The organism is Paenibacillus caui, assembly GCF_019904135.1.
Taxonomy (GTDB): Bacteria; Bacillota; Bacilli; order Paenibacillales; family Paenibacillaceae; genus Fontibacillus; species Fontibacillus caui.
Genome location: NZ_JAIOGQ010000001.1, coordinates 221,451 through 244,671, shown reverse-complemented (window position 1 = coordinate 244,671; position 23,221 = coordinate 221,451). Strand labels below are relative to the sequence as shown.

Genomic DNA, 23,221 nt, shown 5'->3' with positions numbered 1-23,221 from the left:
TTTTCATCCTATTACAAGTTATAGTTTATCCTAGTATAAGGAACACCATAATAAATGAAAACGAAGGTGCGAAAGTCATGAATCCCCAGGTTCGATTGCAGGCGTTATCTGCTTTTCTAAAGGCTCAAAGAGCCAAGCTCTCTCCGGAATCGGTCGGCTTGCCGACCGGAACGCGCAGGAGAACGCCGGGGCTGCGCAGAGAGGAAGTCGCCCAGCTTGCCGGTGTAAGCACTACCTGGTATACCTGGCTGGAGCAGGGACGCGACATTAAAGTGTCGGCATCCGTCCTTGATTGTGTTGCGGCCGCCCTTAAGCTGACCGCTGACGAGCGAAAATACCTCTTTTCCCTGGCGCTTGAAACGGGTAAAGGAACCGGTTTACCGAAGCAGGAAATGGCCCGGATCAGTCCGTCTTTGCAGAAGATCATTCAGGAGCTGCGGTTCTGCCCCGTTATTATTTCGGACCGCAAATGTCATATTGTCGGATGGAATGAGGCGGCCTCGCATATTTTTCTGGACTTTGAACGAATTCCTTCCGAGGAGCGAAACCTGATCCGCCTGCTGTTCGCACGCCCGGAGTTCCGGAGGCTGGCTGTCAATTGGGAGCAATTCGTCTCCGACTACCTGGCTATGTTCCGCGCTTACTATGGGCAATATGTGGAGGACAGCTGGTACGATCAGTTTCTGGATGAAATGAAGCGGCAGCATTCTGAATTCAGCCGGTTGTGGGAGCAGAGCAAGGTAAGCACGGCCCCCGAGGTGCTGCTGGAGTTCCGGCATGCCAAAGCCGGCAAGATGATGTTTGAGCTGACCTCGCTGCAGGTGCAGGGAGATACCGATCTCAGGTGCAGCATCTATACGCCTGAGCTTCATTCCAATACGGAAGCCAAGCTGAAGAAGCTGATGAGGCAGAATTCTGATATGGGCTGAAAGAGACAATCGCTTGTGTGGATAGTTCGCCATAATCGGCCTTAAGGGCTAATGACCTTACGGGACAACGAAAAAAGACATAGACAAAAAGCGCGGCTCTGAAGCATGCTAGATAAGTTGAACTAAAGAATAGCATAGAGAACGGAGAAGATGGATGGATTCTGAAGAAGCTAAAAGCTTTCTGCAAGAAAGCTGCTTCGTAAGCATAAGCTGCGTTCGCCTTTGCCCCCGGATTTCTCCCTACTTAGGGCCAACTCAAAGAAATCCGGGGGGAACAGCGATCGTAAGAACTATCCATCTTCGCAGTGACACATGATTCAATCGTTTGTTCAACTTATATAGATTAGACGAGGTGATGGAATGGTTTACTTTTTTGTTGGCATTAGCGGTATTCTTGGCGCGATCCTGCGGTATGAAATGGGAAAATGGCTCGTCTGGCCAGACGGCACCTTATTTCCGGCCAGTACATTCATAGTCAATCTTTCCGGCTGTTTTATTCTGGCTTTTTTCTATACTGCTATAGCGACCCGCTTCACGGTCCATCCCTATTTCAGAACGGCCTTCGGCACCGGGCTGATCGGCTCTTTCACCACATTCTCGACATTTTGCAAAGAAAGCTTTGAACTGATGAGGGAAGGGCACTGGGTGACGGCAATTGCGTATATGCTGTTCAGTTTGATCGGGGGATATCTTTGCGCGTATGCAGGCGTAAAGCTGGGTACTTTTAAAAGAAAGGCGGCAGCGGAGCAGGAGGGAGGAGCATGATGGATCTGTTATGGGTAGGCATCGGAGGCTTTGCCGGGGCCATTTGCCGTTACGGTGCAGTAGAAGGCATCGGAAAAAGGTTCCCATCCGCTTTGCCCGCCGGTACCTTGTTCGTCAATGCCCTGGGATCATTTTTACTGGGACTGCTATACGGGCTAAGCGCCAATCTTCAAATGACCCTGCTGCTCGGGACCGGCTTTATGGGAGCATTTACGACATTTTCGACATTTCAATACGAGCTCGTCCAGTTCGGCAGGTTGCAAAAATGGAAGCATCTTGTACGTTACGTCCTGCTTAGTGTCGCGATAGGGATGGTGCTCGTGTCCTTGGGCTATGGATTAGGGAGATGGATTCATTGAACAACGGTTTGGGGCGCGGATTGGCTCGGCTCCGATGGGATGAGAGGGTCTTTTATTGGGAATGACGACCCGGCGTGACTTCAGGATTCCGTAGAAATATTTACCAAAAGGAAGAGTAAATAGGATATAATGGGTTTAAAAAGGCCGGGAGGTCCGCTCATATGATCATGGAGCCCCAAAACCTGGACTTGGTGGAAGCCGCGGCAGCCCATCAGAGGCTGGAAGCGGAGCAAGAAACCCTTGGCCGCGGGAGGGAGGACTGGGTCAGAAGTTTTATTAACGCCTGCATTGCGCTGGGAGTCCTCGCTACTCTTTCGGGGATATTTGCTGTACTAGTTTATTGGGCGAGATAAGCCGGTTAACTAAACTAGTGGAGTGCTGGTCTACCAGCACTCCACTTCCATGTAGGAAAAGGAGGGGCTTCTTTGTCAAAACTGTTGAAATTAGAGTTTTTACGATGTCTGCGAACAACTGCGTTCCAAATTTTGTTTTTTTGTTTTTCCTTCTGTCTATAGGTTCGTTTCTGTTTGCCTGTTATCGCAGCTTTGGGTCCGATTTAATGCATATCCGTTCGGCGTATGAAATGTCTTTACTACAGTACACATCAACAAAGACAATCCTTATTATTGAGTTAATTCTTTTGCCCTTGCTGGCCCCTATCATTTATTCCGATTCTTTCTATAGTGACTTAAGAACGGGTATTTATAAAAACGTGCTAACCAGGACAGGGTTTAGGTCCTACCTATGGGCAAAGGAGATTGTTATTTTTCTAGCCACATTCCTTACAATATTTATTCCGTTGCTAATAAACCAGCTGCTCTGCCTCATTACATTTCCACAAACAGGCTATGACAACCGCTTTAACCTGCCTCCTTACGATATTGGTTTCCAAAATTACGATTCAGAAGCTATTCTTGATTTGCTTCGTTTAGAACATCCGATGCTGTACAATCTGGCGTTCATTATTTTAATTAGCCTAATGGCAGCAGCTTTTGCGGTATTTACTTATGGTGTATTCCTGATTATCCGCAAAAGTCGTTTTATTATTTTCGCCGGCGTGTTTCTGTTCATGACTTTATTTAGTTTGCTGTTAACTTCATTCGGTTCTTACAGATGGTCCTTCTCCCATTTGCTAGTGCCTGGGAACAAGGGGAGCTTAGTTTTGTTAGGAGCTTGGATTTTCGTTTTAATCCTCTGTAGCTTGATAGCTTTATACCTTAGGAGAAGGCGGCACGATATAGGGTTGGAGGAGTAAAGGAGGCGAGCCTGTTACATGGAACTGCATCAACAAATATTCTTCAAGTGCATCCGCTCAAGGACTATGGTCTCGTATTTGATTGCTCAGTCGGCACTATTCGTTCTTGCTTTGAAGTCTGTACCGATGGACATTGCGACCGGTTCAGATCATGCTTTATTAGCACAGACATGGATGCAAATATACAAGGTCATGGCAAATGATATTGAATTTCTATTTGTGTATATTCCTTTTTTCCTGTTGTTTATTTTGAAGGCTTTCTCCTATTACAACAAAATTAATATTCTACTGAAATTTGAATCTATTCGGGTATGGTGGCAGAGAAACGTACGGCTTAACATATATTTTTCCCTTCTTTTTACGGGAATCCTCCATGTTTTTGCTTTTCCTCACTCTTTCTATAATGAGAGGAGTCCCTTCGATTTTTACAGCGTCGTACATAGCTTTTTCTCTCATGTCCGTCATTTTACAGTTTTTAGGTTTTTTCATCATCGGGTTAATCGGCATGGCCATTGTTATTATGGCCCGGCAGAGCTACTGGGGACTTTTTCTTCCGATGATATTGCTTATTTTAATCAAGGTAGTGAAATATCTTACGAGAGCATCCTGGTATACATTTGAGGAATATATGTCTTCAATGTACAAGATTGGAACCGGGAGCCTCTTCATCGAAATAACCGATATATGGATAATTATGGGTTTTGTACTCCTTGTTCTGCTATGCAATATTGCGGTGATCAAGTTGTTGAAGGAGAAAGATTTCTTATGGGATTAATACCAGTGGGAATAAAATGGGATATTTCCTTGCTATTGAAGTTGTTAGGTTGGAGCCTTCTTCTTGCGCTGCTTAGTGTGCTGAGGTTTTATCCCTCCAGCGCCTCACTGGAAGATCTTATGATTTCAGCATACGGTACAATTGATGTTTATGCTGTACAGACCGTTATTCCTGTATTTATGTGGATTTTACCGTTCCTGGTCTCAAATTTCAATTTTGGTGAGCATATAGCTAAGCAACTTGACCGGCATGCAGTTTATCTATTTACACGAACCGCACGAAGAAAAAGTTGGTTAGTTAAACAGGCAATGTATTTATCTCACTATGTGATTGTTTTCCAATTATTATTACAAGGATCGACTGTACTTTTAGGATATATCTCCGGATTAAAGGCAGCTTCCCTTTTTACATTATGGGAGGTCACCATTGGAATAACGGCGCTTCTGTCATTAAGCGGTATCCTTTTGGTTTTGACGATAAATTTCTTATCGCTAAGTTTGAGCGCGGTAGTCAGTTCGGTGCTTGTTCTTTCATACCAGTTGATTGCGCTTTTTACAGCAGGAAGCCTTTTGAGAGTGTCCACTGCTTATTATACACAATTGAAGTGGATGCCTTTAACGCAAGGCGTATATGGGTGGCAAGCTTCGATTTTTACGGGGACGGAAAAAGTAAAATCTTATTTAGGCGACGGAGTCCGGTTTGCCGGGTGCTATATGATTGTTGCTATCATTGTGGTGCTTCTGATAGGTCTTCGTAAAATAAACAGATTAGATATCTATTAAGCAACGGGGAGGATAAGGAATGTCCATCATTCAGCTGATTAATGTCAGTAAAAATATTGGCAAAAGTGTTGTTCTTAATCATATTAATTTAGAACTAGATGAAGGGCGGGTCTATGCCTTTTACGGTTCGAACGGATCTGGAAAATCTATGTTGTTTCGAGCAATAAGCGGACTAATTAAACCTTCGACAGGTGAGATTATAGTCCAGGGAAAAACGCTTCATAAGGATTGTTCTTTTCCTGAAAGTATTGGAGTCATAATCGAATCGCCTGGTTTCTGGGATTCCTACACCGGATTCGATAACTTAAAAATGCTTGCCTCAATAAAAAACAAAATTACAGCGGAAGACATTTGTAAGGCGATTAACCGGGTAGGGCTGAATCCAAACGATCCTCGTAAGTTCAAAAAGTACTCTTTAGGAATGAAACAGCGGTTAGCCATTGCCCAGGCAGTTATGGAAAAGCCAGATATTCTCATTCTGGATGAGCCCACCAATGCACTGGATGAAGATGGAATTGATCTGGTGAGACAGATTATAAGGGAGGAAAAAGCCAGGGGAGGAACAGTGCTCATAGCCAGCCATAATAAAGAAGATGTAGAGCTGCTTGCCGATCACAAGTTCCGCATGAAAAATGGGCAATTGTTGAATGAATCGGAGGATGCAAAATGAAACCAGGCCGACTCTTTCTAGGAATTTTATTGTTACTATTGGCGGGAGGCGTGTACTTTGGCATCCAAACTAAGGCATCCTTCATATCAAATGTTCAGCTTGACAGCTATATGAACCATGACAATGTCCTGTTAAGTCTTATTGATTCTGAAAGAGTAAGCTCTATATATTTTTATAATGAAATTAAAACTGCCGGAGAACTTGAGAAACAATCAGCTTTGATTGTAAAAGCGAAAGTGACAGAGGATAGAAAGAATTATTCGCATGCTGTCCGTTCTGGTGTACAGGTGCTGGAGGTGTATAAAGGGAACGGCTCTCTAAAAGGTAGCAAAATTTATATTTTCGAACCGAGCAATTTTTTGGATACAAATTATTTCTCGTTCGGCGGTTATCAACTTATGCAGACCGGTAAAGAATACATCTTATTTATAAATCCTCTCAAAAAGCCAAAACACTATTCCTATAAAAACGATGAAGCTATCAGTTATATGCCTGTTTCCAGCCACTATGGGAAATTTCCGCTGCAGGAAGCCCCTGGTTCAGGGAAATTAAGAGTACTCACCCAAGAAGAGCTGGATCAAGGTGTTCCATATTCACAAATAAAAGATTGGGATATTCTTACAATGAAAGAAGGGATATTAAAAACTTATATGAAGATCAAACAAGATGTGCTTTCCACACTGGTAAATTCCTGACTTTCATGTGTTTTTAGCGGTATTATATGATAAAGGCTGCCAAGGAGGCAGCCTTTACATTAAAGTTATTTTTTCCTCGTTAAATAAACTGGCGCATTTAAAAGATGTTAGCCTGTCCACTCCCTGCGCAGTGTGAACAGATCCCGCAGCTCATCCGTCGACAGCTCGGTAATCCACCCTTCGGTGCTGGAGATGACATTGTCGCTGAGCTGCTGCTTGCTCTCCAGCATCTCGTCAATCCGCTCCTCCAGCGTGCCGAGACAAATGAATTTATGAACCTGAACATCCCGGGTTTGGCCCATCCGGTAGGCCCGGTCGGTCGCCTGGTTCTCGACGGCCGGGTTCCACCAGCGGTCAAAGTGGAAAACGTGATTGGCCGCTGTCAGATTGAGGCCAACGCCGCCCGCCTTAAGCGATAGAATGAACACGCCGGGCTGCTTGCGGCCGGATTCTTCAGCAGTCGCAGCGGCTGCCTGGGAACCTCTGGACGACGCGGCTCCTGAACCTGACGCTGATGTAGCGGCCAGGGCCTCGCTTTCCGCCGGCCTATGTCCGCCGCTCTGAAACTGCTCGATCATTTTGTCGCGGGCGGATTTGGAAGTGCTGCCGTTCAGGTAAAGAACGGGCTCCTGGAGCTCATGCTCCAGCACGGACTTAAGCAGCTGTCCCATCCCGATATACTGGGTGAAGATCAGGCAGCGTTCTCCTTCTTCGCGGAGTTCCTTGACCATGGCGAGCAGGCGCTCCAGCTTGGAGGAACGCTCGATGAGCGGCCCATAATCCAGCAGCTCGTCATCCGGCGCTGCGCTTATCCCGGGAAGGGACTCCTTGGTAAGGAGTACGGGATGGTCACACAGCTGCTTGAGCTCGGTAAGAGCGGACAGGATAGCGCCCTTGCGCGCGATCCCCTCCAGTTTCTGCATACGCTGCATCAACTGGTTCACGGTTTGATCGTACAGCGCACCCTGCTCCGCGGTCAGGTGCACATAGGATTTCATCTCGTTCTTGTCCGGCAAATCCAGCTGGATCGAAGGATCGTTCTTTTTACGGCGCAGCAGGAACGGGTTCACCAGCTTCTTAAGGTCGGCGGTTCGCCGCTCGTCATGATCCTTCTCGATCGGACCGGCAAATCGTGCCTGGAACGCGCGGGCTGTCCCCAGGTATCCCGGCGTGATGAAATCGTAGATCGACCACAGCTCCGACAGCCGGTTCTCAATCGGCGTTCCCGTCAGCGCAATGCGGTGCCGGGCAGGTAAGCTGCGGACAGCCGCCGACTGCTTGGTCTGGGCGTTTTTGATATTCTGGGCTTCATCCAGGCAGATTGCTTCCCAGGTGATCGTCTGCAGCAGTTCCTGATCCAACGCCGAAGTGGCGTAGGAGGTGAGGACGACGTCGGCTTGCCGTGCCTCTGCATAGAAGGTCTCGCCGCTATGCCGCCCGCTGCCATAATGAAGCAAGATGCGGAGCGAAGGAGCAAACCGCCGCAGCTCCCTCTGCCAGTTGCCGAGGACCGAGGTTGGGCAAATAATCAGGGCAGGCCATGCGGCGTATCCGGCGGCGTTTTGCGGCGCATATTCCGCAGCATGTCCAGCGGCATCTTGCAGGGCTGCAGACGGATTCTCCTTTATATGCAGCAGGTAAGCGATCAGCTGCACCGTTTTGCCGAGTCCCATGTCATCGGCAAGGCAGGCGCCAAGCCCTAAGCGGCGCAGAAAAGCAAGCCAGGCAAACCCCTCATGCTGATAGGAGCGCAGGGTGGCTTCAAGACCGGAAGGAGCGGGAAGAAGAGGCCATTCTTCACGGCGGCTGAGCTGGCCGAACAGCTGAACCAACTGGCCGCTCAGCTCAACTTCGATCTGGACGCGATCCGACTCCTTCGGTTCTTCATTCCCTTGTTCCGACGCGTCCTTGTCATTCTTGCTCTCTTTGCCGGCCTTGTCATCCGGTTCGTTCCCCAGCAGATGCAGCTGCAGCACGTCCTGAAAGGACAGTCCCTGAGACGAGTCAATGCTGTCCATCGCTCTTCGGATCTGGGCCAGGAAAGCGGGGTCCAGCGAAAGCCACTGGCCACGGAAGCGAACCAGACGTTCGTTCCGGGAGATCAGCTCTTTAAACTCGCTTTCTGAAAGATCGGCGTCCCCGATGGCGATGCGCCAGTCGAAATCAATGATCGAGTCCAGGCCGAACAGAGAGGGGCCCTGGCGGCGGCTGTCATCCTCGGAACGGGAACGCACCTTGGCCCGAAGCCGGGGCTTCCTGCGGCTGGCCGACTCCCACCAGGCAGGAAGCAGTACCTGCCAACCGGCTTCCAGCAGCCTTTCGCTATCGCTCTTCAAAAACCGCCAGGCCGCTGCATCATCCAGCGGCTGGCCCAGCACATCGTCGCCGCCAGCGAGAAGTTCCGGCGGCAGTCCGGCCCGAAGCCGCTCCAGCCAGCCTGCGCTGCGCTCGCGGACGTGGGCCGTCCAAGGCTCGGGCCAGGAGCCTGACGCCTGGCCGTCTTCGCCGAGCCGGATGGGAAACAGCGCCGGCGCATCCTGTTTGTCCTGCAGCCGAAGCTGCAGTCTCCACTCCCGCCCCGCTTCATGCGGCTCCAGCAGCTGGAGGATCGGCCGGAAAGGCGCTGTATCCGCCTTCCAGCCCACCGAGATCAGCCAGGCCTGCTCGTTCATCCCGGCAATCCGCGCCGGATCGGTATCGAACAGTCCGGGGAATTCGCTTCGCAGATCGGCTGCTTCTTCCTCCGTGTTGTAATATCGCTGGTCCACGGCGGCGGAGAAGGCCGACCGAAGGCCGGACAGAAAGCTGTCATCCTCCTGCACGGAGCGGAAAGCCTGGCGGGCATTTTCGCCCTCTTTTTCGTCATCTTTACCGGCATCTTTCAGAAGCGTCTCCAGAGCCGCCTCATCCCAGGTCCACTGCAATTTGCCCGCGCGGCGGGCCGCGAAGTCGGGATGGTATTTCCGCTGCTCAAGACAGGCAGCGAGCAGAGAGGCGAGCGTCTTCAAAACCGCCGCTTCCTCATCCCATTCCCAGCCGACATGGGCAAGCAGCCTCGGCTCCGCCCAGAAACCGATCACCTGCTCGGCGGGGAGAACGATCACGTCGGTATTTTCCACATGCTGAATTTCAAGCTCGGTCCCGTACGTCGAAGCCTCGTGCCAGGCGAACAGCAGCTGTTTCAAATACAAGCCCGGCTCAAAGCCGTAGGTCTCTTTCGAACCATATATAAGTGCGTCCCCATAAGGGCTGAGCCGGACGTGAACGGTTATAGTCTGCAAATGCCTGCTCATGAGATGAGTTTTCCTTTCCGAAGCTCTTCCTGCAGCGCCCGAAGTCTGCTGTGCCGGGACGTAAACTCGCTGAGAAACTGCTCCCAGCGCGCCTGCCGCTTCATTTTTTTGTACAGCTTGGACAGCCGTTTCAGCAGCTTGACCGCAGCTTTGTAGCTGTCCCTGTTCTTTTGGGTGACATATCTCTCCACAGCCTGATGGTAGAAAGGAAGCAGGAGCTCGGGCGCCTCCTTCTCCACAATTTGCAAATCCTTGGCCCGGTAATCCAGGGGTTCCGTTCCGGCCGACAGCTGGTAATCCATCCATTCCTGCCATTTTCCATGGGCGGCCAATTTGCGTTCATAATACCTTCCCGCAGAAGGAAGCATGTCTCTCAGCACGTTCCACATGATGGGCTCCGCATCCGGAAAATGGGCCGAGGCCATTTCCCAGCAGCTGAAATAATCGTCCAGCAGGCCGGAAGGGCTGAACGTGAAGAAAACCGCGGTTTCGGCCAGCCAGGCAGTCAGCCGCTGCCAGTCTTCATCGCCTGCCAGCCGATCCAGAACATCCAGCAAATCACCGCCTGGGACCCCGAACCGCTCACCTGCTTGATGAAGCAGCGACCACGCTTCGGCGTCCCGGGACAGGAAGAAGTGCATTCGGGACTTCGCCAGCAGCAGCGGATAACCCGCAAGCTCGGAACCGAGCTCCTGTTCGGCGAGCTCAAGCCGCTTGAGCTCCTGCTCATACAGGCGTGTTTTCCCGGGGGCGGATACGGTCCAGTTCGTCCAGAAGAGAAAATAATAACGGGAAAAATAAGACTGTCCCTGCGGCTCCGTCAGCATTTCGGTACGCAGGTAGGACAGGGTTTGCCCGATATGCTTTTGCTGTTCAGGCTCAGCCGGCGGCTCCAAACCGTTCCCGGAGAGGGGAGACTCCAGGCTCATCAGCACCGCATCATCCATTTCGGATACAGCGATGTGTGTGAAATACCCGAGATGTTGCCCGTAGCCGGAGGAGAAGCCAGGGACCGCAGCCGGCTGAAGCAGCGCCTTCAGCACAAAGAGGTGGGCGTGCAGACCAAACAGCTGCTCCAGCAGCGGGGAGAGCTTCGGCTTGATCTCAAAAATCAGCTTTAGCGCCTGCCCCGCATAAGCCGAATTCCGGATCTCCCGCTCGAGCGCAGCCGTACACTGCTCGAACAGACGGTGCCATTCCGGAATATCCATGTCCGCAAGAAGGTGGGCCTGCTCCATCAGCTGCTGCCGCATGATGGCCGCCCTCGATGCCGCGGCAGCTTTCGGCGCCAGATAAGGCGCAGCCGGCTTGTCCGTCCCCCTGGAGGCTTCCAGAATTTGATTGGCTTTGGCATTAGCCAGGGCATTGACGGAGCGCCCCTGTTCTTCGGCATATTTCAGCAGTACCGCAGCCATATGCTTGCAAGTGCCTTCTACCGGACAACTGCAGCCGCTAAGCGTGAAAAAATCGAGATTAATGTCCACTTCATAGCTTTTGGTCCCTTTAACCCGGGCTTGTATAGTACGGGGGCCATCCAGCGTCAATTCCGCCACACGGCCCTGTTTATAGTAATGAAAGCCCCGGCTCAGCGTGACTTCATTGAAATTCTCGGCCACATTCTGAAGCAGCAAATTCCATCCGGCATCATCGATAAGGTCGGTTTGTTGCATCGTTATAGGGCCCCCTCTACGAAATTTCAGATAGGCATTTCTATGATTATTTCTTTAATTATACCATCCAGTCTATTTTTCGAGATTGCTTGGATACATTTAGTCATGTGCTTTATATCCGTACACGTCCAAATCTACCCGGCCATTTAGGCCAAGCTCTACGCCTTCCTGCTCCAGATACAGCTTCTGCAGAAATCTGGACTCGTCATCCAGAATGGCGATTTCCCCTTTGGCGTTAACGACCCTGTGCCAGGGCAGGTTGTATTTGCGGCTTGACGAATGCAGGATGCGCACGACCTGCCGCGCTCCCCTTGGACTTCCGGCGAGAGCGGCGATTTGGCCGTAGGTCATCACCCGGCCTTCGGGAATCGTTTGGATGATCGAGATTACACGCTCAGTGAAAGGCTGCATAGCTTGGACTCCTTTTTATTATTCCTTTTGCAAAGTTGCTGTCCGGGTTGTAATCATACTACCACAGTTGCCGGAGATTGATGCCTGAACGGTCCAAAAGTCCAATCTCTTTCTGCTCTGAAGGGATTGGACTTTTTCTTGAATTATAATGATTTTAGTAAGTTCGTTCATATTCAGTTCATGAAGCGCCGTTATGCTTGCATAAGAAGCTGATGACTGGCCTTATTTTCTGCGGCGGGAAGGAGAGACAGGGGATGACCCGTATCTTGGTGGTGGATGACGATCCATACATTCAGGAATTGATTCGTCTAGTGCTGATTAAGGAAGGATTTGAGGTTGCGTCCGCGGACAATGGCCTTGACGCGCTCAAGCTGCTGCAAGAGGTCAGGGCGGACCTCGTCATTATGGATATTATGATGCCGGTAATGGATGGCTGGGAGCTGTGCCGGGAGCTGGGAGAGCACTACGACATGCCGCTGCTGATGTTGACGGCAAAGGGAGAGACCGCCCAGAAGGTGAAGGGCTTTGAACTTGGAACCGATGATTACATGGTGAAACCCTTTGAAGCGCCGGAGCTGATTGCAAGGGTGAAGGCGCTGCTCAAACGGTACCGGATTGCGGCGTCTCAGCAGATCAACCTGGGAGAACTGGCACTGGACCGTAAAACCTATGAGTGCGATGTTGGAGACCAGCCTGTAACATTACCGCTCAAAGAGTTCGAGCTGTTATTCCTGCTGGCAAGCTATCCCGGCAGGACGCTTCTGCGCGACCAGATTATTGAACAGGTATGGGGCTATGATTACGAGGGAGACGAACGGACCGTGGATGTGCACATCAAACGGCTTCGCGAGCGGTTTCCGGAGGATCGGCATTCCTTCAAAATCAGAACGGTCCGCGGGCTGGGTTATCGGCTCGAGGTGACGGGATGATTAGACAAAGAAAGCATGGAAGCCCAGGCAGGAGAAGACACGGACGAGGCCCTGGCGAGCAGGAACATTGCAATGAGCCGGCTTCTCGCAAACCGAGCAAGCTGCTTATGATCCTTCCTGTTCTTTTGCTCCTTGTAATCCTGGTAGCCTGCTGGACAGCGGGCTATTTTGCGGCAAAATATGTTTACGGCCGTCTGGACTGGCAGCCGGGACAGCTCGCCCAGCAGCTCATTACCTCCGTAGCGGGCTTCATGCTGCTGGGTACCCTTATTTCCATCGTGTCCCGTTTTTCAAGAAAACGGGAGAATGACTATTTTCAGCAAATGATCGACGCCCTCAAGCGAATTTCACGAGGCGACTTTCAGGTCTACCTTGCGCTTCCCGGCAGGGGACGTGGCGGTTCCCATCCATTCAACGAGCTCGTCAAAAGCGTCAATGAAATGGCCGCCAATCTGAAAAACATGGAGGAGATGCGCCAGGAGTTCATCTCGAACGTTTCCCATGAAATCCAGTCTCCGCTAACCTCGATCGGCGGATTTGCGAGGGTATTGAAGCAGGAAGAACTGACCCGGGAGCAGAGTCTGCACTATCTGGACATTATTGAGCGGGAAAGCGCCCGGCTATCCAAGCTTAGCGAAAATATGCTGCGGCTCGCTTCGCTCGATTCGGAGCATCATCCGTTTCGTCCTGCCGCTTACCGTCTCGACAAACAGCTGCAGCTTTTGATTCTGGCCTGTGAGCCGCAGTGGCTGGACAAGGGGATTGAAATGACTGTGGAGCTGGATGAGGTCATGATCGAAGCCGATGCCGATATGCTCAGCCAGGTATGGGTGAATGTTCTTCACAATGCCATCAAATTTACGCCGGAAGGCGGAGAGGTCAGTGTCACCCTGACTGCCGGCGGGGACCAGGCCATAGTCTCCATAAAAGATACGGGGATTGGAATATCGGATGAGGATCTTGCGCACATTTTTGAACGCTTCTATAAGGTGGATCGAGCCCGCTCGCTTAAAGATGGCGGGAACGGATTGGGTCTGTCCATTATTCAAAAAATCGTGGATATCCACAAGGGGAATATTTCCGTTGCAAGCGCCCTGGGGAAAGGGACGGAGTTTATCATTACGCTCCCGCTTTAGCCCCACCCGCCGGCGCTTGACACCGGCATATCGTGTCCATATAATTAGGTCTACCTAATATTTAGGTATTACTAAATATTATATTGTTTAATTTTTTGCTAACAACAGATTTAGAAGGAGGTATTTCGCTTGGAAGTCAATGATCCGGCGGTAAACAGGCTGCTGGAGATCTTAAGGCAGTTCCGCAGATCCGAACCGCACAAGCCCACCTTCGAAGGCTGCAATCCAAGCATGATCCGGGTCCTGTTCATCATCAGAAGAGGGGGCGCCGAGCAAGGCGAGGGCCTCACCATTTCCGAAATCAGCAATCTGATGGAGGTGACGCCGCCTACGGTTACCCAACTGATCAAGAACCTGGAAGCGGAGGGGCTGGTAGAGCGGATTAACGACCGTAAGGACCGGAGGGTTGTCCGGGTGCTGCTGACCGAGCAGGGTAAGAACCTGGTGCAGAGAGCACAGGCCAATTTTGTACAGAGATTGAAAGGGCTGACTAATTACTTGGGAGAAGAGCAGACGGAGCAGCTCACGACTTTGCTTGAGAAGGCTTTGAAGTACTTGAACCAGAACAAGAACGAATCTGAAGTCTGAAGAAAAAGAGTGGAGATGATTGAGAATGTTTAAGCTGTTCCGCCTTTTGAGGCCATACCGGATTCCCGTATTTTTCACGCTGGTGCTGGTGTTCATTCAATCCTTGGCTGAATTGTATTTGCCGACCTTGATGTCCGATATTGTGGACGAAGGGGTAGTGAAAGGGGATACGGGGTACATCTGGCGCTACGGGATGTTTATGCTGCTCGTCGCTTTAGGCAGTATGGCCTGCTCCATTATAGCCAGCTATTACTCCTCCCTGTCTGCGGCCGGCTTCGGGAAGCTGCTTCGGGGGCGCGTGTTCAAGCACGTGACCAATTTCTCGCTTGAAGAGTTCGACAAGATCGGCACAGCCTCCCTGATTACTCGCACCACCAACGATATCACCCAGGTTCAGCAGGTGCTGGTCATGATGCTAAGAATTATGGTCATGGCGCCGATGATGGCGATTGGCGGCCTCATTATGGCGCTGTCCAAAGATAGCGGGCTCAGCCTGATCTTTGTTGTCATTATTCCGCTGATGGCCGCCTTGATTATCTCGGTGGGAAGCAAGGGAATGCCGCTGTTCAAGGTGATTCAGAAGAAAATCGACAAGCTAAACCTTGTTTTGCGTGAAAGCCTGACCGGCATTCGCGTGATCCGTTCATTCAACCGGATTGATTACGAGAAGAAGAAGTTTGAACAAGCGAACCTTGACCTAACGGATACATCGATTCGCGTAAATAAAATTTTTGCCGTCATGATGCCGGCGATGATGCTTCTGATGAATGTAACCCAAATTGCCATTGTCTGGTTCGGCGGACACCGGATCAATACCGGCCATATGGCCGTCGGCGATTTGATGGCCTTCATCCAGTACGCGATGCAGATCATGTTCTCGCTGATTATGGTGACGATGATCTTTATCATGATTCCCCGCGCTTCGGCATCGGCGGACCGGATCAATGAAGTGCTTGACCTTCAGCCGGTTATCAAAGACGCGGAAAGTACAGAGCAGCCTGCGGATCAAAAAGGACACCTGGAATTCCGTGGCGTCACCTTCAGCTACCCGGGAGCGGAGCAGCCCGCCATTCAGGATGTGTCCTTCTCGGCAAGACCGGGTGAGGTCACGGCCATTATCGGCGGAACGGGAGCAGGGAAAACAACGCTCGTCAGCCTGATCCCAAGGTTCTATGATGTTGACAGCGGAGAGATTCTGATCGACGGTATGGACATCCGCAATATGACCCAGTCCGAACTGCGGTCCAAAATCGGATTTGTTCCGCAGAAGGCGGTGCTGTTTACCGGCAGCGTAACGGATAATATCCGCTACGGCAAAGAAGATGCGACTGACGAGGAAGTTCTGCATGCCGCTTCAATCGCCCAGGCGGACGATTTTGTTTCGCGGATGGAAGAAGGCTACAATTCCTTGATCTCCCAAGGCGGCTCCAACGTATCCGGCGGGCAAAAACAACGCTTGTCCATTGCGCGCGCGCTGGTCAGAGAAGCCGGAATTTACATTTTTGACGACAGCTTCTCCGCCCTGGATTTCAAGACCGATGCCAAGCTGCGAGCGGCGCTTAAGAAAGAGACGGCTAACGCTGCCTTGATCATTGTTGCCCAGCGGGTCAGCACGGTTATGGACGCCGACCGGATCATTGTGCTGAATGACAGCCGAGTTGCCGGAATAGGCTCCCATCACGAGCTGATGGAGACATGCGACGTCTATCGTGAAATTGTTAGCTCACAGCTGTCAAAGGAGGAGATCGCATGAGCCAGACAAGCGGAAACAGCAGACCGGCAGCCGGGATGAACCGGGGACCGGGACCGGGCGGCCCGATGGGCCCTGGAATGAGCATGCCCGTGCAGAAAGCCAAAGATTTCAAAGGCACGCTGCGCCGCCTGATTCAATATTTGAAGCCTTACCGGGTCAAGCTGACCATTGTTGTTGTAACGGCGATCCTCAGTACGATATTCAGCATTTACGGACCGAAGGTTCTGGGGCGCGCTACGACCAAGCTATTTGATGGCCTTATGGGTATAAAGCAAGGCGTGCCGGGCGCGCATATTGATTTTGAATTCATTTGGCGCATCGTGCTGGAGCTGGTCGGCCTTTATGTAATCAGCGCGCTGTTTGGATACATCCAGCAGTATTTGATGGCGGGGGTCGCCCAGCGGACTGTTTATCAGCTCCGCCGGGATGTGAACGAGAAGCTGACCCGTCTGCCGCTGAAATATTTCGATTCGCACTCAAACGGTGAAATTCTAAGCCGGGTAACGAACGATATCGACAATATCAGCACGACGCTGCAGCAGAGCTTGACGCAGTTAATCACATCCGTTGTAACCATTATTGGCGTTATCATTATGATGCTGACCATCAATCCGTGGATGACGCTGATTGCCCTCGTCACCTTGCCAGTCAGCGTGCTGGCGATTACCCAGGTAGCCAAACGGTCCCAAAAGCAGTTCGCCCAGCAGCAGAAGGAACTGGGGATACTGAACGGCCATGTGGAAGAAATGTATACAGGCCATAAAATTATCAAAGCGTTCGGCCGGGAGCAGCATTCGCTTGCGAAATTTGATGAAGTCAATGAGCGATTGTTCAGTGCCGGCAGCAAAGCGCAGTTTCTGTCAGGCATGATCATGCCGATCATGAACTTTATCGGCAATATCGGCTATGTGCTGGTTTCGGTAGTCGGGGGCATATTTGTTACGAAGAAACTGATTGCGATCGGCGATATTCAGGCCTTCATTCAATACATGCGGCAGTTTACGATGCCGATTACCCAGACCGCCAACATCGCCAATATCATTCAGTCCACCGTCGCTTCCGCGGAGCGCGTTTTTGAAGTGCTGGACGAAGAAGAGGAAGTGCCGGAAGCGGCGAATCCCAAGAAGCTTCAGAATCCGCGCGGCGATGTTGTTTTCGAGCATGTCGGTTTCGGATATGACGACAAGCCTGCGCTGATCGAGGATATGAACATCGATATCAAGCAGGGCCAGACCGTTGCCATTGTCGGTCCAACCGGCGCCGGAAAAACAACGCTGATCAATTTGCTGATGCGGTTCTACGAGCTTAGAGGCGGCAAAATCAAAATTGACGGCGTTGACGTCACAGATATGAAGCGCAGCGATTTGCATCAACTGTTCGGCATGGTGCTACAGGACACATGGCTCTTTAACGGGACCATCCGGGATAATATCGCTTACGGCCGGGAAGGGGCATCCGAAGCGGAGGTGGTCCGTGCCGCGAAAACCGCTCACGCCGACCATTTCATTCGTACGCTGCCGGATGGCTACGATACGATTCTGAATGAGGAAGCGTCCAACATTTCGCAGGGCCAAAAGCAGCTTCTTACGATTGCCCGGGCGATCTTGGCTGATCCGGCCATCCTGATCCTGGATGAAGCGACAAGCAGCGTCGATACACGCACCGAAGTGCATATCCAGAATGCAATGAATGAGCTGATGAAAGGCAGAACCAGCTTCGTCATAGCCCACAGGCTGTCAACAATTAAAGGCTCTGACCTTATTCTGGTCATGAATCAGGGTCAGGTGATTGAGAAGGGAACGCATGAAGAACTGATGAAGCGGGGCGGATTCTACGCCGATCTGTACAACAGCCAGTTCAGCGATGACTCGCAGGCAAGCGCCGGTTAAATTGATGAACAATTGATGGACGGGGCTGTCCCAAAGGCAGTTCTCGCAGAAACGGAAACCGTCTTTGTAAAGGACGCCTTTGCCGTTTCTACTTGCTGCTGGAGGACAGCTTCTTTTTTTGGCAGTTGGCACATCAGGTAATGATCGAAATACGATAGTATTGTATGATATCGAAGAAGCTAAAATAAGCAATCAGTAAGGAGCGATTGAATTGTCATTACAAAATGTGCTGGATAAGGGATATGTAAGACTGGTGAATCATATGGGGTCCGATTTGACAGTAGTCAATTCAGCCAGAGTCTCTTATGCTAAGGAATCCAAAGAATTAAATGAAAAAGATATTCGGCTGTTAAAATTTCTGGCCAGAGAAGGGCACACCTCTCCCTTTAGGCATGTCATTTTACAATTTGAAATCTATGCTCCTTTAATGGTTGCGAGACAGTGGTGGAAATATATCGTTGGATCGGCTCATTACGAAGGTACGGGAGATAGCTTGGAAGCATGGAATGAATCGAGCCGGCGATACATTACCGAGGAACCCACGTTTTATGTTCCCGCATTCGACGAGTGGAGAAGTCAACCCGAGAATTCAAAACAGGGCAGCGGCGATATTGTCTCTTGGGAAATCGGAAAGAAATATACGGATGAATTATTTAAATACATAGAGTCCGGAGTTCAGAAGTATGAAGAAGCGCTAAAGGATGGAATATGTGCGGAACAAGCAAGATTGTTTCTTCCGGCATATGGCATGTATGTACGGTGGTACTGGACAGCTTCTTTACAGTCTGTGAGCCACTTTCTGAATCAACGTCTTGAACACGATGCTCAAAAAGAAATACAAGAGTATGCCAAAGCCATTCTTGAACAAAGTAAATCCATTTTCCCCAATGCGTTAAATGAACTTATAAAGAACAACCAAATCTGAAATAGTCGCTTTAAAATATATCCTGATCATCGCCGAAAAAAATCCTAGCCAGAATTCAAAGAAGAAGGTTCCCATGGAGGAGAGAACCTTCTTCTTGTTCAATGTCCCTTGTTTTCATGTGGCATCGTCAAAAATAGACGAAGATTTATTGCTCATCCGCCTGTCCGTATTCATCCAGACCCAAGCCGGAATCGACGAGCCCCCGATTGATCGATTCCCATAAGTAGAGAGAGGCGATTGTACCGTAAGGGCTCCACCGATGAAGCAGATGCTGCAAGTATTTCCGGTCCTTTCGCGGCTCCAGCTCATAGAGCCAGAGGGCTGCGCGCTGCAGCCCGGCATCGCCGCAGGACACGACATCCTCGCGCCCGAGGGCAAAGATAAGGAACATTTCGGCGGTCCAGCGGCCGACCCCTTTGACGGAGGTAAGCGAGGTGATCACGTCCTCGTTGCTCATGTCCGGGAACGCGGTGAAATCAACTTCCCGCAACAGGACCTTTGCGCTGAGGTCGCGCACATAGGCCGCTTTGGAAGCGGACAGGCCGGCTCCCCGCAGCGCTTCATCCTCCAGCCGGGACAATGCCTCCGGCGTGAACTCGCCGGCCAGCGCCCGCACGCGCTCCCGGATCGACGCGGCGGCCTTGACGGAGATCTGCTGGCTGATGATCGAGCGGACCAGCGATTCGAACGGATCGCGTTCAAGGCTGATCGTCAGTTCCCCGAGGCGCGCGATCAGCGCTCCCAGCCGGGGATCGGCTGCGCATAGCCAGGCTATGCGCGGTTCTTCCGGATGCAGGCGCAGCTGCTGTGTTTCCATACACTGTCAAACTCCTCTCCAATTGGTTTGATCATGCTTCCAGCATGGCGAAGTATCGGCGGTACATATCGTCGGCTTGGGACTTCAGCGCTTCCCGCTCCTGCTGCAGCTCCTGAAGCTTGCCGGCGTCGCAGGCGGTTTCGGGCTGCATCATCGCCTCGTCCAGACGCGCTATTGCGGCTTCCGCTGCTTCGATATCGCGTTCCAGCCGGGCGATGGAAGAAGCATTCGCTGCGGAGCGGCTGTTCTTGCCGGCTGCCTGTGGACTGCCGGCTTGGGCCGATTGCTTCCGGGATGGTCCGATGCCCGAGCCCGCAGCGGAAGCGGAGGCAGAAGAGGAAGAGGGCTTTGCCGCTGTAATGCTGCCGGTTTGCCCGGTTTGTCTGCCTGCCCCCTGCAGCTTCTCCCGCTGCTCCAGATAATCGTCATAGTTTCCGGCATAATCGCTTAGGCGGCCTTCCTCTAGGCTCCATATCCTTGAGGCGATCCGGTTGATGAAGTAACGGTCGTGCGATACGGCCAGCATGGAGCCGCCGTACTCCTCGAGCGCTTCCTCCAGCGCTTCCCTCGATTCGATGTCCAGATGGTTCGTCGGCTCGTCAAGCAGGAGCAGATTCGGCTTTTGCCGCATCAGCACTGCCAGCCTGAGCCGCGTCCATTCGCCGCCGGACAAATCGCCGACCCGCTTGAATACGTCAGCGCCATAGAACAGGAAGCGGGCGAGCTGTCCCCGGGCTTCCCCGCTCTCCATCGCGGCCTCGCGCCGGAAATAGTCCAGCACCGTATCCCGCATATGAGCCGGGACGCTTTCCTGGGCCAGATAGCCGATGTCCGCGCGGGAGCCGGCTTGGGCACTCCCCTCGTCCAAAGCCTCCTGGCCGACGACGCATTTCAGCAGGGTGCTTTTCCCGGTGCCGTTGCCGCCGATCAGCACGGCGCAGTCGCCGTAAAACAGGGTCGCGTTCAGCCCGCCAAACAGCCGGCGGTTTCCGTAGCTTTTGGCAGCATCCTGGATCACAAGCGCAAGCTTTCCGGTCCGGTCGTGCTGCTCCAGGCGGAGGTCGATGCTTTTACGCTCCAGTATCGGCTTCTTAAGCTTGACCATACGGTCCAGCGCCTTTTGCATCGAAGCCGCCCGGCGGTGAAAGCCGGCATTGGGCGGATTGGAGCGATTGCCCCATTCGATCAGTTGCTTGATCGCTTCCTGCATTTTCTTGATCTTCTTCTGCTGCTCCTGGTAGTCGGCGAACTGGCGGAGCAGCATCGCCTCTTTCTCTTTTTTGAAGTGCGTGTAATTCCCATGATACGTCAAAGCTTCTCCGTCCTCAATTTCGACGGTTTTGCCCGTAACGGCGTCCAGAAAGTACCGGTCGTGAGAGATGACCATTACGGTCCCGCCAAAGCTGCGGAGATATTCCTCCAGCCAAAGCACCGCCGGCAGGTCCAGATGGTTCGTCGGTTCGTCCAGCACAAGCAGATCCGGGTTTTGCAGCAAAACAACCGCAAGCCCGACTTTGGTTTTCTCTCCGCCGGAGAGGGAGGCAAAGGGCTGTTCATATTGCTCTTCCGGGATGCCGAGCCCCCTCGCCACACGGTCGATGGCGGACTCGATTTCGTATCCGCCGCCGCGCTCAAACGCATCCAGCAGTTGGCCGTACCTGCGCAGCATTTCCTGGGATGCCTCCGCGTCTTCGTCAGCCCCGCTCATTTCGGCGGCCAGCCGGTTCATTTCCTCCTGGCAGCACAGCAGATCCTCGAAGGCCTCCTGCAGCTTGCTGTAGACGGTCTGGCCCGGGCGGCCGGCAGGCAGCTGCGCCAGTACGCCGATCCGGGTTCCTTTCTGAATGGCAAGCTGCCCGCCGTCCGGCTTCTCGATGCCGGAGATGAGGCGGAGCAGCGTCGTTTTGCCGGCTCCGTTACGGCCGATCAGGCCTACTTTTTCGCCGCTGCCGACTTCAAACGATATATCGCTCAGCACCAGCTCGGCTCCGTAATATTTTTGGATATGTTGACATTGAATGATCATGGTTTCAGGTTTCTCCTTCGTCCCATGCCGACTACCCGGGAAAAGAACCCAAAAAGGCTGCAGGAAATCCTGCAGCCTCTTCACCACGTGCTGTTGCAAAAGTTATACCCGTGAGGTTCAGATAGGAGCGGCATTTCGCAATTTTGGTATGGATATCGGTTTCAGGAAAATAGGCAGACTACCCCCTTTAACGGAACCTCTGTAAAAAATGCCGGATAAAATCATGGGAAGACACTTTATCCGACTCCATACCAGCTTGCGATCCATTCCTACCCTCACCACCTTTCCAAATTCCAGATATTTTGATTCTATAGAGATAGCTCTGCAATTGCAAGCAGAAGATGAAAAACTCCGTATTTGCCCGCACGCAGCAAGACATTAGCATCCCGTTCATAGCTGTTTGAAACGACCGATACGGGTCATAAAGGGTTTGTGGTTTTATCAGCCTTTGTTGTCCAGTATAATAAAACATACACAATATATAGAAATCAGGGATTGCATTTGGAGAGAACAACAGCAAAACGCATGGTGAAGCAGTTGGTGGAGCGTTCAGGCAGCAAAGTGGCGCTGAAGATGGAGTCGAGGTTCCCGGGGGGCCGGAATGTTGGCGGCAAATATACGATGAAGGATCATTCAATAACCCTGTATCTCGAAGAAATCGACAAGCAGGCCTTGCGAATTTTCGGTACGCTTGACGTAGCGCAGGATGTTCTCAAAATTATCGCGGCTCATGAGCTTGGTCATGCCGAGGACAAGGAATTGTCCGCGCTGTCTGAGCAGCTCGATACGTGCGAGAGTGAGCTTGAAGGAAAAAGGATCGCTTTGCGCATTGAAGAGAATGCCTGGGGCTTCGCGCGGGAATTGGTGCCGGAAGTTGACCCCGTCCTGATGGACACGATGGTCTATTGTTCGCTCCATTCATACCGTGAAGCCATTGCGGAAGGTATTGCGTAAGAGTTTAATTTCCAACTTTTGTCATAATAAGGACATGGAGACGAACGTACTGAAACGAATCTTTCTGGGGTACTGGCCCATGCCCATTAAGCTAATGTTTTCTAGTACCCCAAAAACAAAAATTTTGTGCAATTCTCTCCACGATTTATGAATCTATGTCCACTTAGTTCTTTGGCGTTTTTCACCAAATCACCCATTAGTTTGAGTGGACTCCTTCACAAAGGGAATCAGTAATTTTTACATTTTTTGTATACTAATGGTGTCATGTTCATCGACTTTCGGAATTTATCAATGAAATAGCTTGTGCTATTAAATCCTACTTGATAGGCAACATCTGTGACATTGGATTCTGATTGTTGTAGTAAAATTAAGCTTTTTTGAATTCGATAATCGGTTACGTAATTCAAAGGTGTTGTCTTTAAAATTCGCTTGAAATATCGACAGCATTCGGAACGGCTTAAGGCATTTTGTGCATCTTGCGCGGTGACCAAGTTGTTCTCCTTGATGAAAGCCCGTAGTTGTTCTTTTGACCAAAGTCCCATGTATTCTCCCAACCTTTCTATGACTTCCATTTTACTGGGTTTAGGAGTTTACACAAAC

The 23,221-nt window shown here is 51.3% G+C and carries 21 protein-coding genes and 1 pseudogene; 16 read left to right on the top strand and 6 right to left on the bottom strand.

Features of this window, described 5'->3' with window-relative positions; genetic code table 11:
* The first annotated feature begins 77 nt into the window (after positions 1-77).
* The 9 genes from K7397_RS01065 (at position 78) to K7397_RS01025 (ending at position 6,230) form a co-directional block, all read left to right on the top strand.
* Complete coding sequence (locus K7397_RS01065) at positions 78-929, top strand: helix-turn-helix transcriptional regulator (RefSeq protein WP_223066076.1); 852 nt, start codon at positions 78-80, stop codon at positions 927-929.
* Between the two features lie 360 nt (positions 930-1,289).
* Entirely contained in the window at positions 1,290-1,694 is a 405-nt protein-coding gene (gene crcB, locus K7397_RS01060; protein WP_223066075.1) for a fluoride efflux transporter CrcB, read from the top strand.
* A complete protein-coding gene (locus tag K7397_RS01055) occupies positions 1,691-2,053 on the top strand; it encodes a fluoride efflux transporter FluC (protein ID WP_223066074.1) in 363 nt (120 codons plus the stop codon). The genes crcB and K7397_RS01055 overlap by 4 nt, the downstream gene beginning before the upstream one ends.
* A 161-nt stretch (positions 2,054-2,214) precedes the next feature.
* Positions 2,215-2,406: a hypothetical protein gene (locus tag K7397_RS01050; protein ID WP_223066073.1), complete on the top strand. Its 192-nt coding sequence runs from the start codon at positions 2,215-2,217 to the stop codon at positions 2,404-2,406.
* A gap of 104 nt (positions 2,407-2,510) precedes the next feature.
* Complete coding sequence (locus K7397_RS01045; RefSeq protein WP_223066072.1) at positions 2,511-3,308, top strand: hypothetical protein; 798 nt, start codon at positions 2,511-2,513, stop codon at positions 3,306-3,308.
* A gap of 18 nt (positions 3,309-3,326) precedes the next feature.
* Positions 3,327-3,929: a hypothetical protein gene (locus K7397_RS01040; RefSeq protein WP_223066071.1), complete on the top strand. Its 603-nt coding sequence runs from the start codon at positions 3,327-3,329 to the stop codon at positions 3,927-3,929.
* Between the two features lie 144 nt (positions 3,930-4,073).
* Complete coding sequence (locus tag K7397_RS01035) at positions 4,074-4,865, top strand: hypothetical protein (protein WP_223066070.1); 792 nt, start codon at positions 4,074-4,076, stop codon at positions 4,863-4,865.
* 19 nt (positions 4,866-4,884) lie between these two features.
* Positions 4,885-5,535, top strand: a complete 651-nt coding sequence (locus tag K7397_RS01030; protein WP_223066069.1) for an ATP-binding cassette domain-containing protein — start codon at positions 4,885-4,887, stop codon at positions 5,533-5,535.
* Positions 5,532-6,230, top strand: coding sequence for a hypothetical protein (locus K7397_RS01025; RefSeq protein WP_223066068.1), 699 nt, complete (start codon positions 5,532-5,534; stop codon positions 6,228-6,230). The genes K7397_RS01030 and K7397_RS01025 overlap by 4 nt, the downstream gene beginning before the upstream one ends.
* A 107-nt stretch (positions 6,231-6,337) precedes the next feature.
* On the opposite strand, the gene K7397_RS01020 is transcribed toward K7397_RS01025, so the two are convergent.
* The 3 genes from K7397_RS01020 to K7397_RS01010 all read right to left on the bottom strand — a co-directional run bounded on the left by K7397_RS01020 (position 6,338) and on the right by K7397_RS01010 (position 11,604).
* On the bottom strand, positions 6,338-9,523 hold the full coding sequence (locus K7397_RS01020; protein WP_223066067.1) for a DEAD/DEAH box helicase: 3,186 nt from the start codon (positions 9,521-9,523) through the stop codon (positions 6,338-6,340).
* Positions 9,520-11,193 carry an SWIM zinc finger family protein gene (locus tag K7397_RS01015; RefSeq protein WP_223066066.1) on the bottom strand — a complete coding sequence of 558 codons (1,674 nt, stop codon included), beginning with the start codon at positions 11,191-11,193 and terminating at the stop codon, positions 9,520-9,522. Before K7397_RS01015 ends, K7397_RS01020 begins: the two co-directional genes overlap by 4 nt.
* A gap of 99 nt (positions 11,194-11,292) precedes the next feature.
* A complete protein-coding gene (locus K7397_RS01010) occupies positions 11,293-11,604 on the bottom strand; it encodes an MGMT family protein (RefSeq protein WP_223066065.1) in 312 nt (103 codons plus the stop codon).
* Positions 11,605-11,858: 254 nt separating this feature from the next.
* Between K7397_RS01010 and K7397_RS01005 the strand changes: the two genes are divergently transcribed.
* The 6 genes from K7397_RS01005 to thyX all read left to right on the top strand — a co-directional run bounded on the left by K7397_RS01005 (position 11,859) and on the right by thyX (position 18,824).
* Positions 11,859-12,533, top strand: coding sequence for a response regulator transcription factor (locus tag K7397_RS01005; RefSeq protein WP_223066064.1), 675 nt, complete (start codon positions 11,859-11,861; stop codon positions 12,531-12,533).
* 107 nt (positions 12,534-12,640) lie between these two features.
* A complete protein-coding gene (locus K7397_RS01000; protein ID WP_223066125.1) occupies positions 12,641-13,669 on the top strand; it encodes a sensor histidine kinase in 1,029 nt (342 codons plus the stop codon).
* Positions 13,670-13,798: 129 nt separating this feature from the next.
* A complete protein-coding gene (locus K7397_RS00995; RefSeq protein WP_223066063.1) occupies positions 13,799-14,257 on the top strand; it encodes a MarR family winged helix-turn-helix transcriptional regulator in 459 nt (152 codons plus the stop codon).
* 25 nt (positions 14,258-14,282) lie between these two features.
* Positions 14,283-16,010, top strand: a complete 1,728-nt coding sequence (locus tag K7397_RS00990) for an ABC transporter ATP-binding protein (protein WP_223066062.1) — start codon at positions 14,283-14,285, stop codon at positions 16,008-16,010.
* Entirely contained in the window at positions 16,007-17,899 is a 1,893-nt protein-coding gene (locus K7397_RS00985) for an ABC transporter ATP-binding protein (RefSeq protein ID WP_223066061.1), read from the top strand. Before K7397_RS00990 ends, K7397_RS00985 begins: the two co-directional genes overlap by 4 nt.
* A gap of 211 nt (positions 17,900-18,110) precedes the next feature.
* Positions 18,111-18,824: an FAD-dependent thymidylate synthase gene (gene thyX, locus K7397_RS00980; RefSeq protein ID WP_223066060.1), complete on the top strand. Its 714-nt coding sequence runs from the start codon at positions 18,111-18,113 to the stop codon at positions 18,822-18,824.
* Positions 18,825-18,969: 145 nt separating this feature from the next.
* On the opposite strand, the gene K7397_RS00975 is transcribed toward thyX, so the two are convergent.
* Entirely contained in the window at positions 18,970-19,641 is a 672-nt protein-coding gene (locus K7397_RS00975) for a DNA-3-methyladenine glycosylase family protein (RefSeq protein ID WP_223066059.1), read from the bottom strand.
* A 31-nt stretch (positions 19,642-19,672) separates the two neighbouring features.
* Positions 19,673-21,667, bottom strand: a complete 1,995-nt coding sequence (abc-f, locus tag K7397_RS00970) for a ribosomal protection-like ABC-F family protein (RefSeq protein ID WP_223066058.1) — start codon at positions 21,665-21,667, stop codon at positions 19,673-19,675.
* Positions 21,668-22,168: 501 nt separating this feature from the next.
* Here abc-f and K7397_RS00965 point away from each other — a divergent pair.
* Complete coding sequence (locus K7397_RS00965; protein ID WP_223066057.1) at positions 22,169-22,621, top strand: hypothetical protein; 453 nt, start codon at positions 22,169-22,171, stop codon at positions 22,619-22,621.
* Between the two features lie 227 nt (positions 22,622-22,848).
* Here K7397_RS00965 and K7397_RS00960 read toward each other — a convergent pair.
* A pseudogene (locus K7397_RS00960) lies at positions 22,849-23,085 on the bottom strand (helix-turn-helix transcriptional regulator); the annotation flags it as partial.
* Positions 23,086-23,221: the final 136 nt, after the last annotated feature.

Excerpts from the sequence above, each read along its gene's own strand:
- K7397_RS01065 (WP_223066076.1), top strand. The coding sequence starts at position 78 with ATGAATCCCCAGGTTCGATTGCAGGCGTTATCTGCTTTTCTAAAGGCT.
- crcB (WP_223066075.1), top strand. The coding sequence starts at position 1,290 with ATGGTTTACTTTTTTGTTGGCATTAGCGGTATTCTTGGCGCGATCCTG.
- K7397_RS01055 (WP_223066074.1), top strand. The coding sequence starts at position 1,691 with ATGATGGATCTGTTATGGGTAGGCATCGGAGGCTTTGCCGGGGCCATT.
- K7397_RS01050 (WP_223066073.1), top strand. The coding sequence starts at position 2,215 with ATGATCATGGAGCCCCAAAACCTGGACTTGGTGGAAGCCGCGGCAGCC.
- K7397_RS01045 (WP_223066072.1), top strand. The coding sequence starts at position 2,511 with ATGTCTGCGAACAACTGCGTTCCAAATTTTGTTTTTTTGTTTTTCCTT.
- K7397_RS01040 (WP_223066071.1), top strand. The coding sequence starts at position 3,327 with ATGGAACTGCATCAACAAATATTCTTCAAGTGCATCCGCTCAAGGACT.
- K7397_RS01035 (WP_223066070.1), top strand. The coding sequence starts at position 4,074 with ATGGGATTAATACCAGTGGGAATAAAATGGGATATTTCCTTGCTATTG.
- K7397_RS01030 (WP_223066069.1), top strand. The coding sequence starts at position 4,885 with ATGTCCATCATTCAGCTGATTAATGTCAGTAAAAATATTGGCAAAAGT.
- K7397_RS01025 (WP_223066068.1), top strand. The coding sequence starts at position 5,532 with ATGAAACCAGGCCGACTCTTTCTAGGAATTTTATTGTTACTATTGGCG.
- K7397_RS01020 (WP_223066067.1), bottom strand. The coding sequence starts at position 9,523 with ATGAGCAGGCATTTGCAGACTATAACCGTTCACGTCCGGCTCAGCCCT.
- K7397_RS01015 (WP_223066066.1), bottom strand. The coding sequence starts at position 11,193 with ATGCAACAAACCGACCTTATCGATGATGCCGGATGGAATTTGCTGCTT.
- K7397_RS01010 (WP_223066065.1), bottom strand. The coding sequence starts at position 11,604 with ATGCAGCCTTTCACTGAGCGTGTAATCTCGATCATCCAAACGATTCCC.
- K7397_RS01005 (WP_223066064.1), top strand. The coding sequence starts at position 11,859 with ATGACCCGTATCTTGGTGGTGGATGACGATCCATACATTCAGGAATTG.
- K7397_RS01000 (WP_223066125.1), top strand. The coding sequence starts at position 12,641 with ATGATCCTTCCTGTTCTTTTGCTCCTTGTAATCCTGGTAGCCTGCTGG.
- K7397_RS00990 (WP_223066062.1), top strand. The coding sequence starts at position 14,283 with ATGTTTAAGCTGTTCCGCCTTTTGAGGCCATACCGGATTCCCGTATTT.
- K7397_RS00985 (WP_223066061.1), top strand. The coding sequence starts at position 16,007 with ATGAGCCAGACAAGCGGAAACAGCAGACCGGCAGCCGGGATGAACCGG.
- K7397_RS00975 (WP_223066059.1), bottom strand. The coding sequence starts at position 19,641 with ATGGAAACACAGCAGCTGCGCCTGCATCCGGAAGAACCGCGCATAGCC.
- abc-f (WP_223066058.1), bottom strand. The coding sequence starts at position 21,667 with ATGATCATTCAATGTCAACATATCCAAAAATATTACGGAGCCGAGCTG.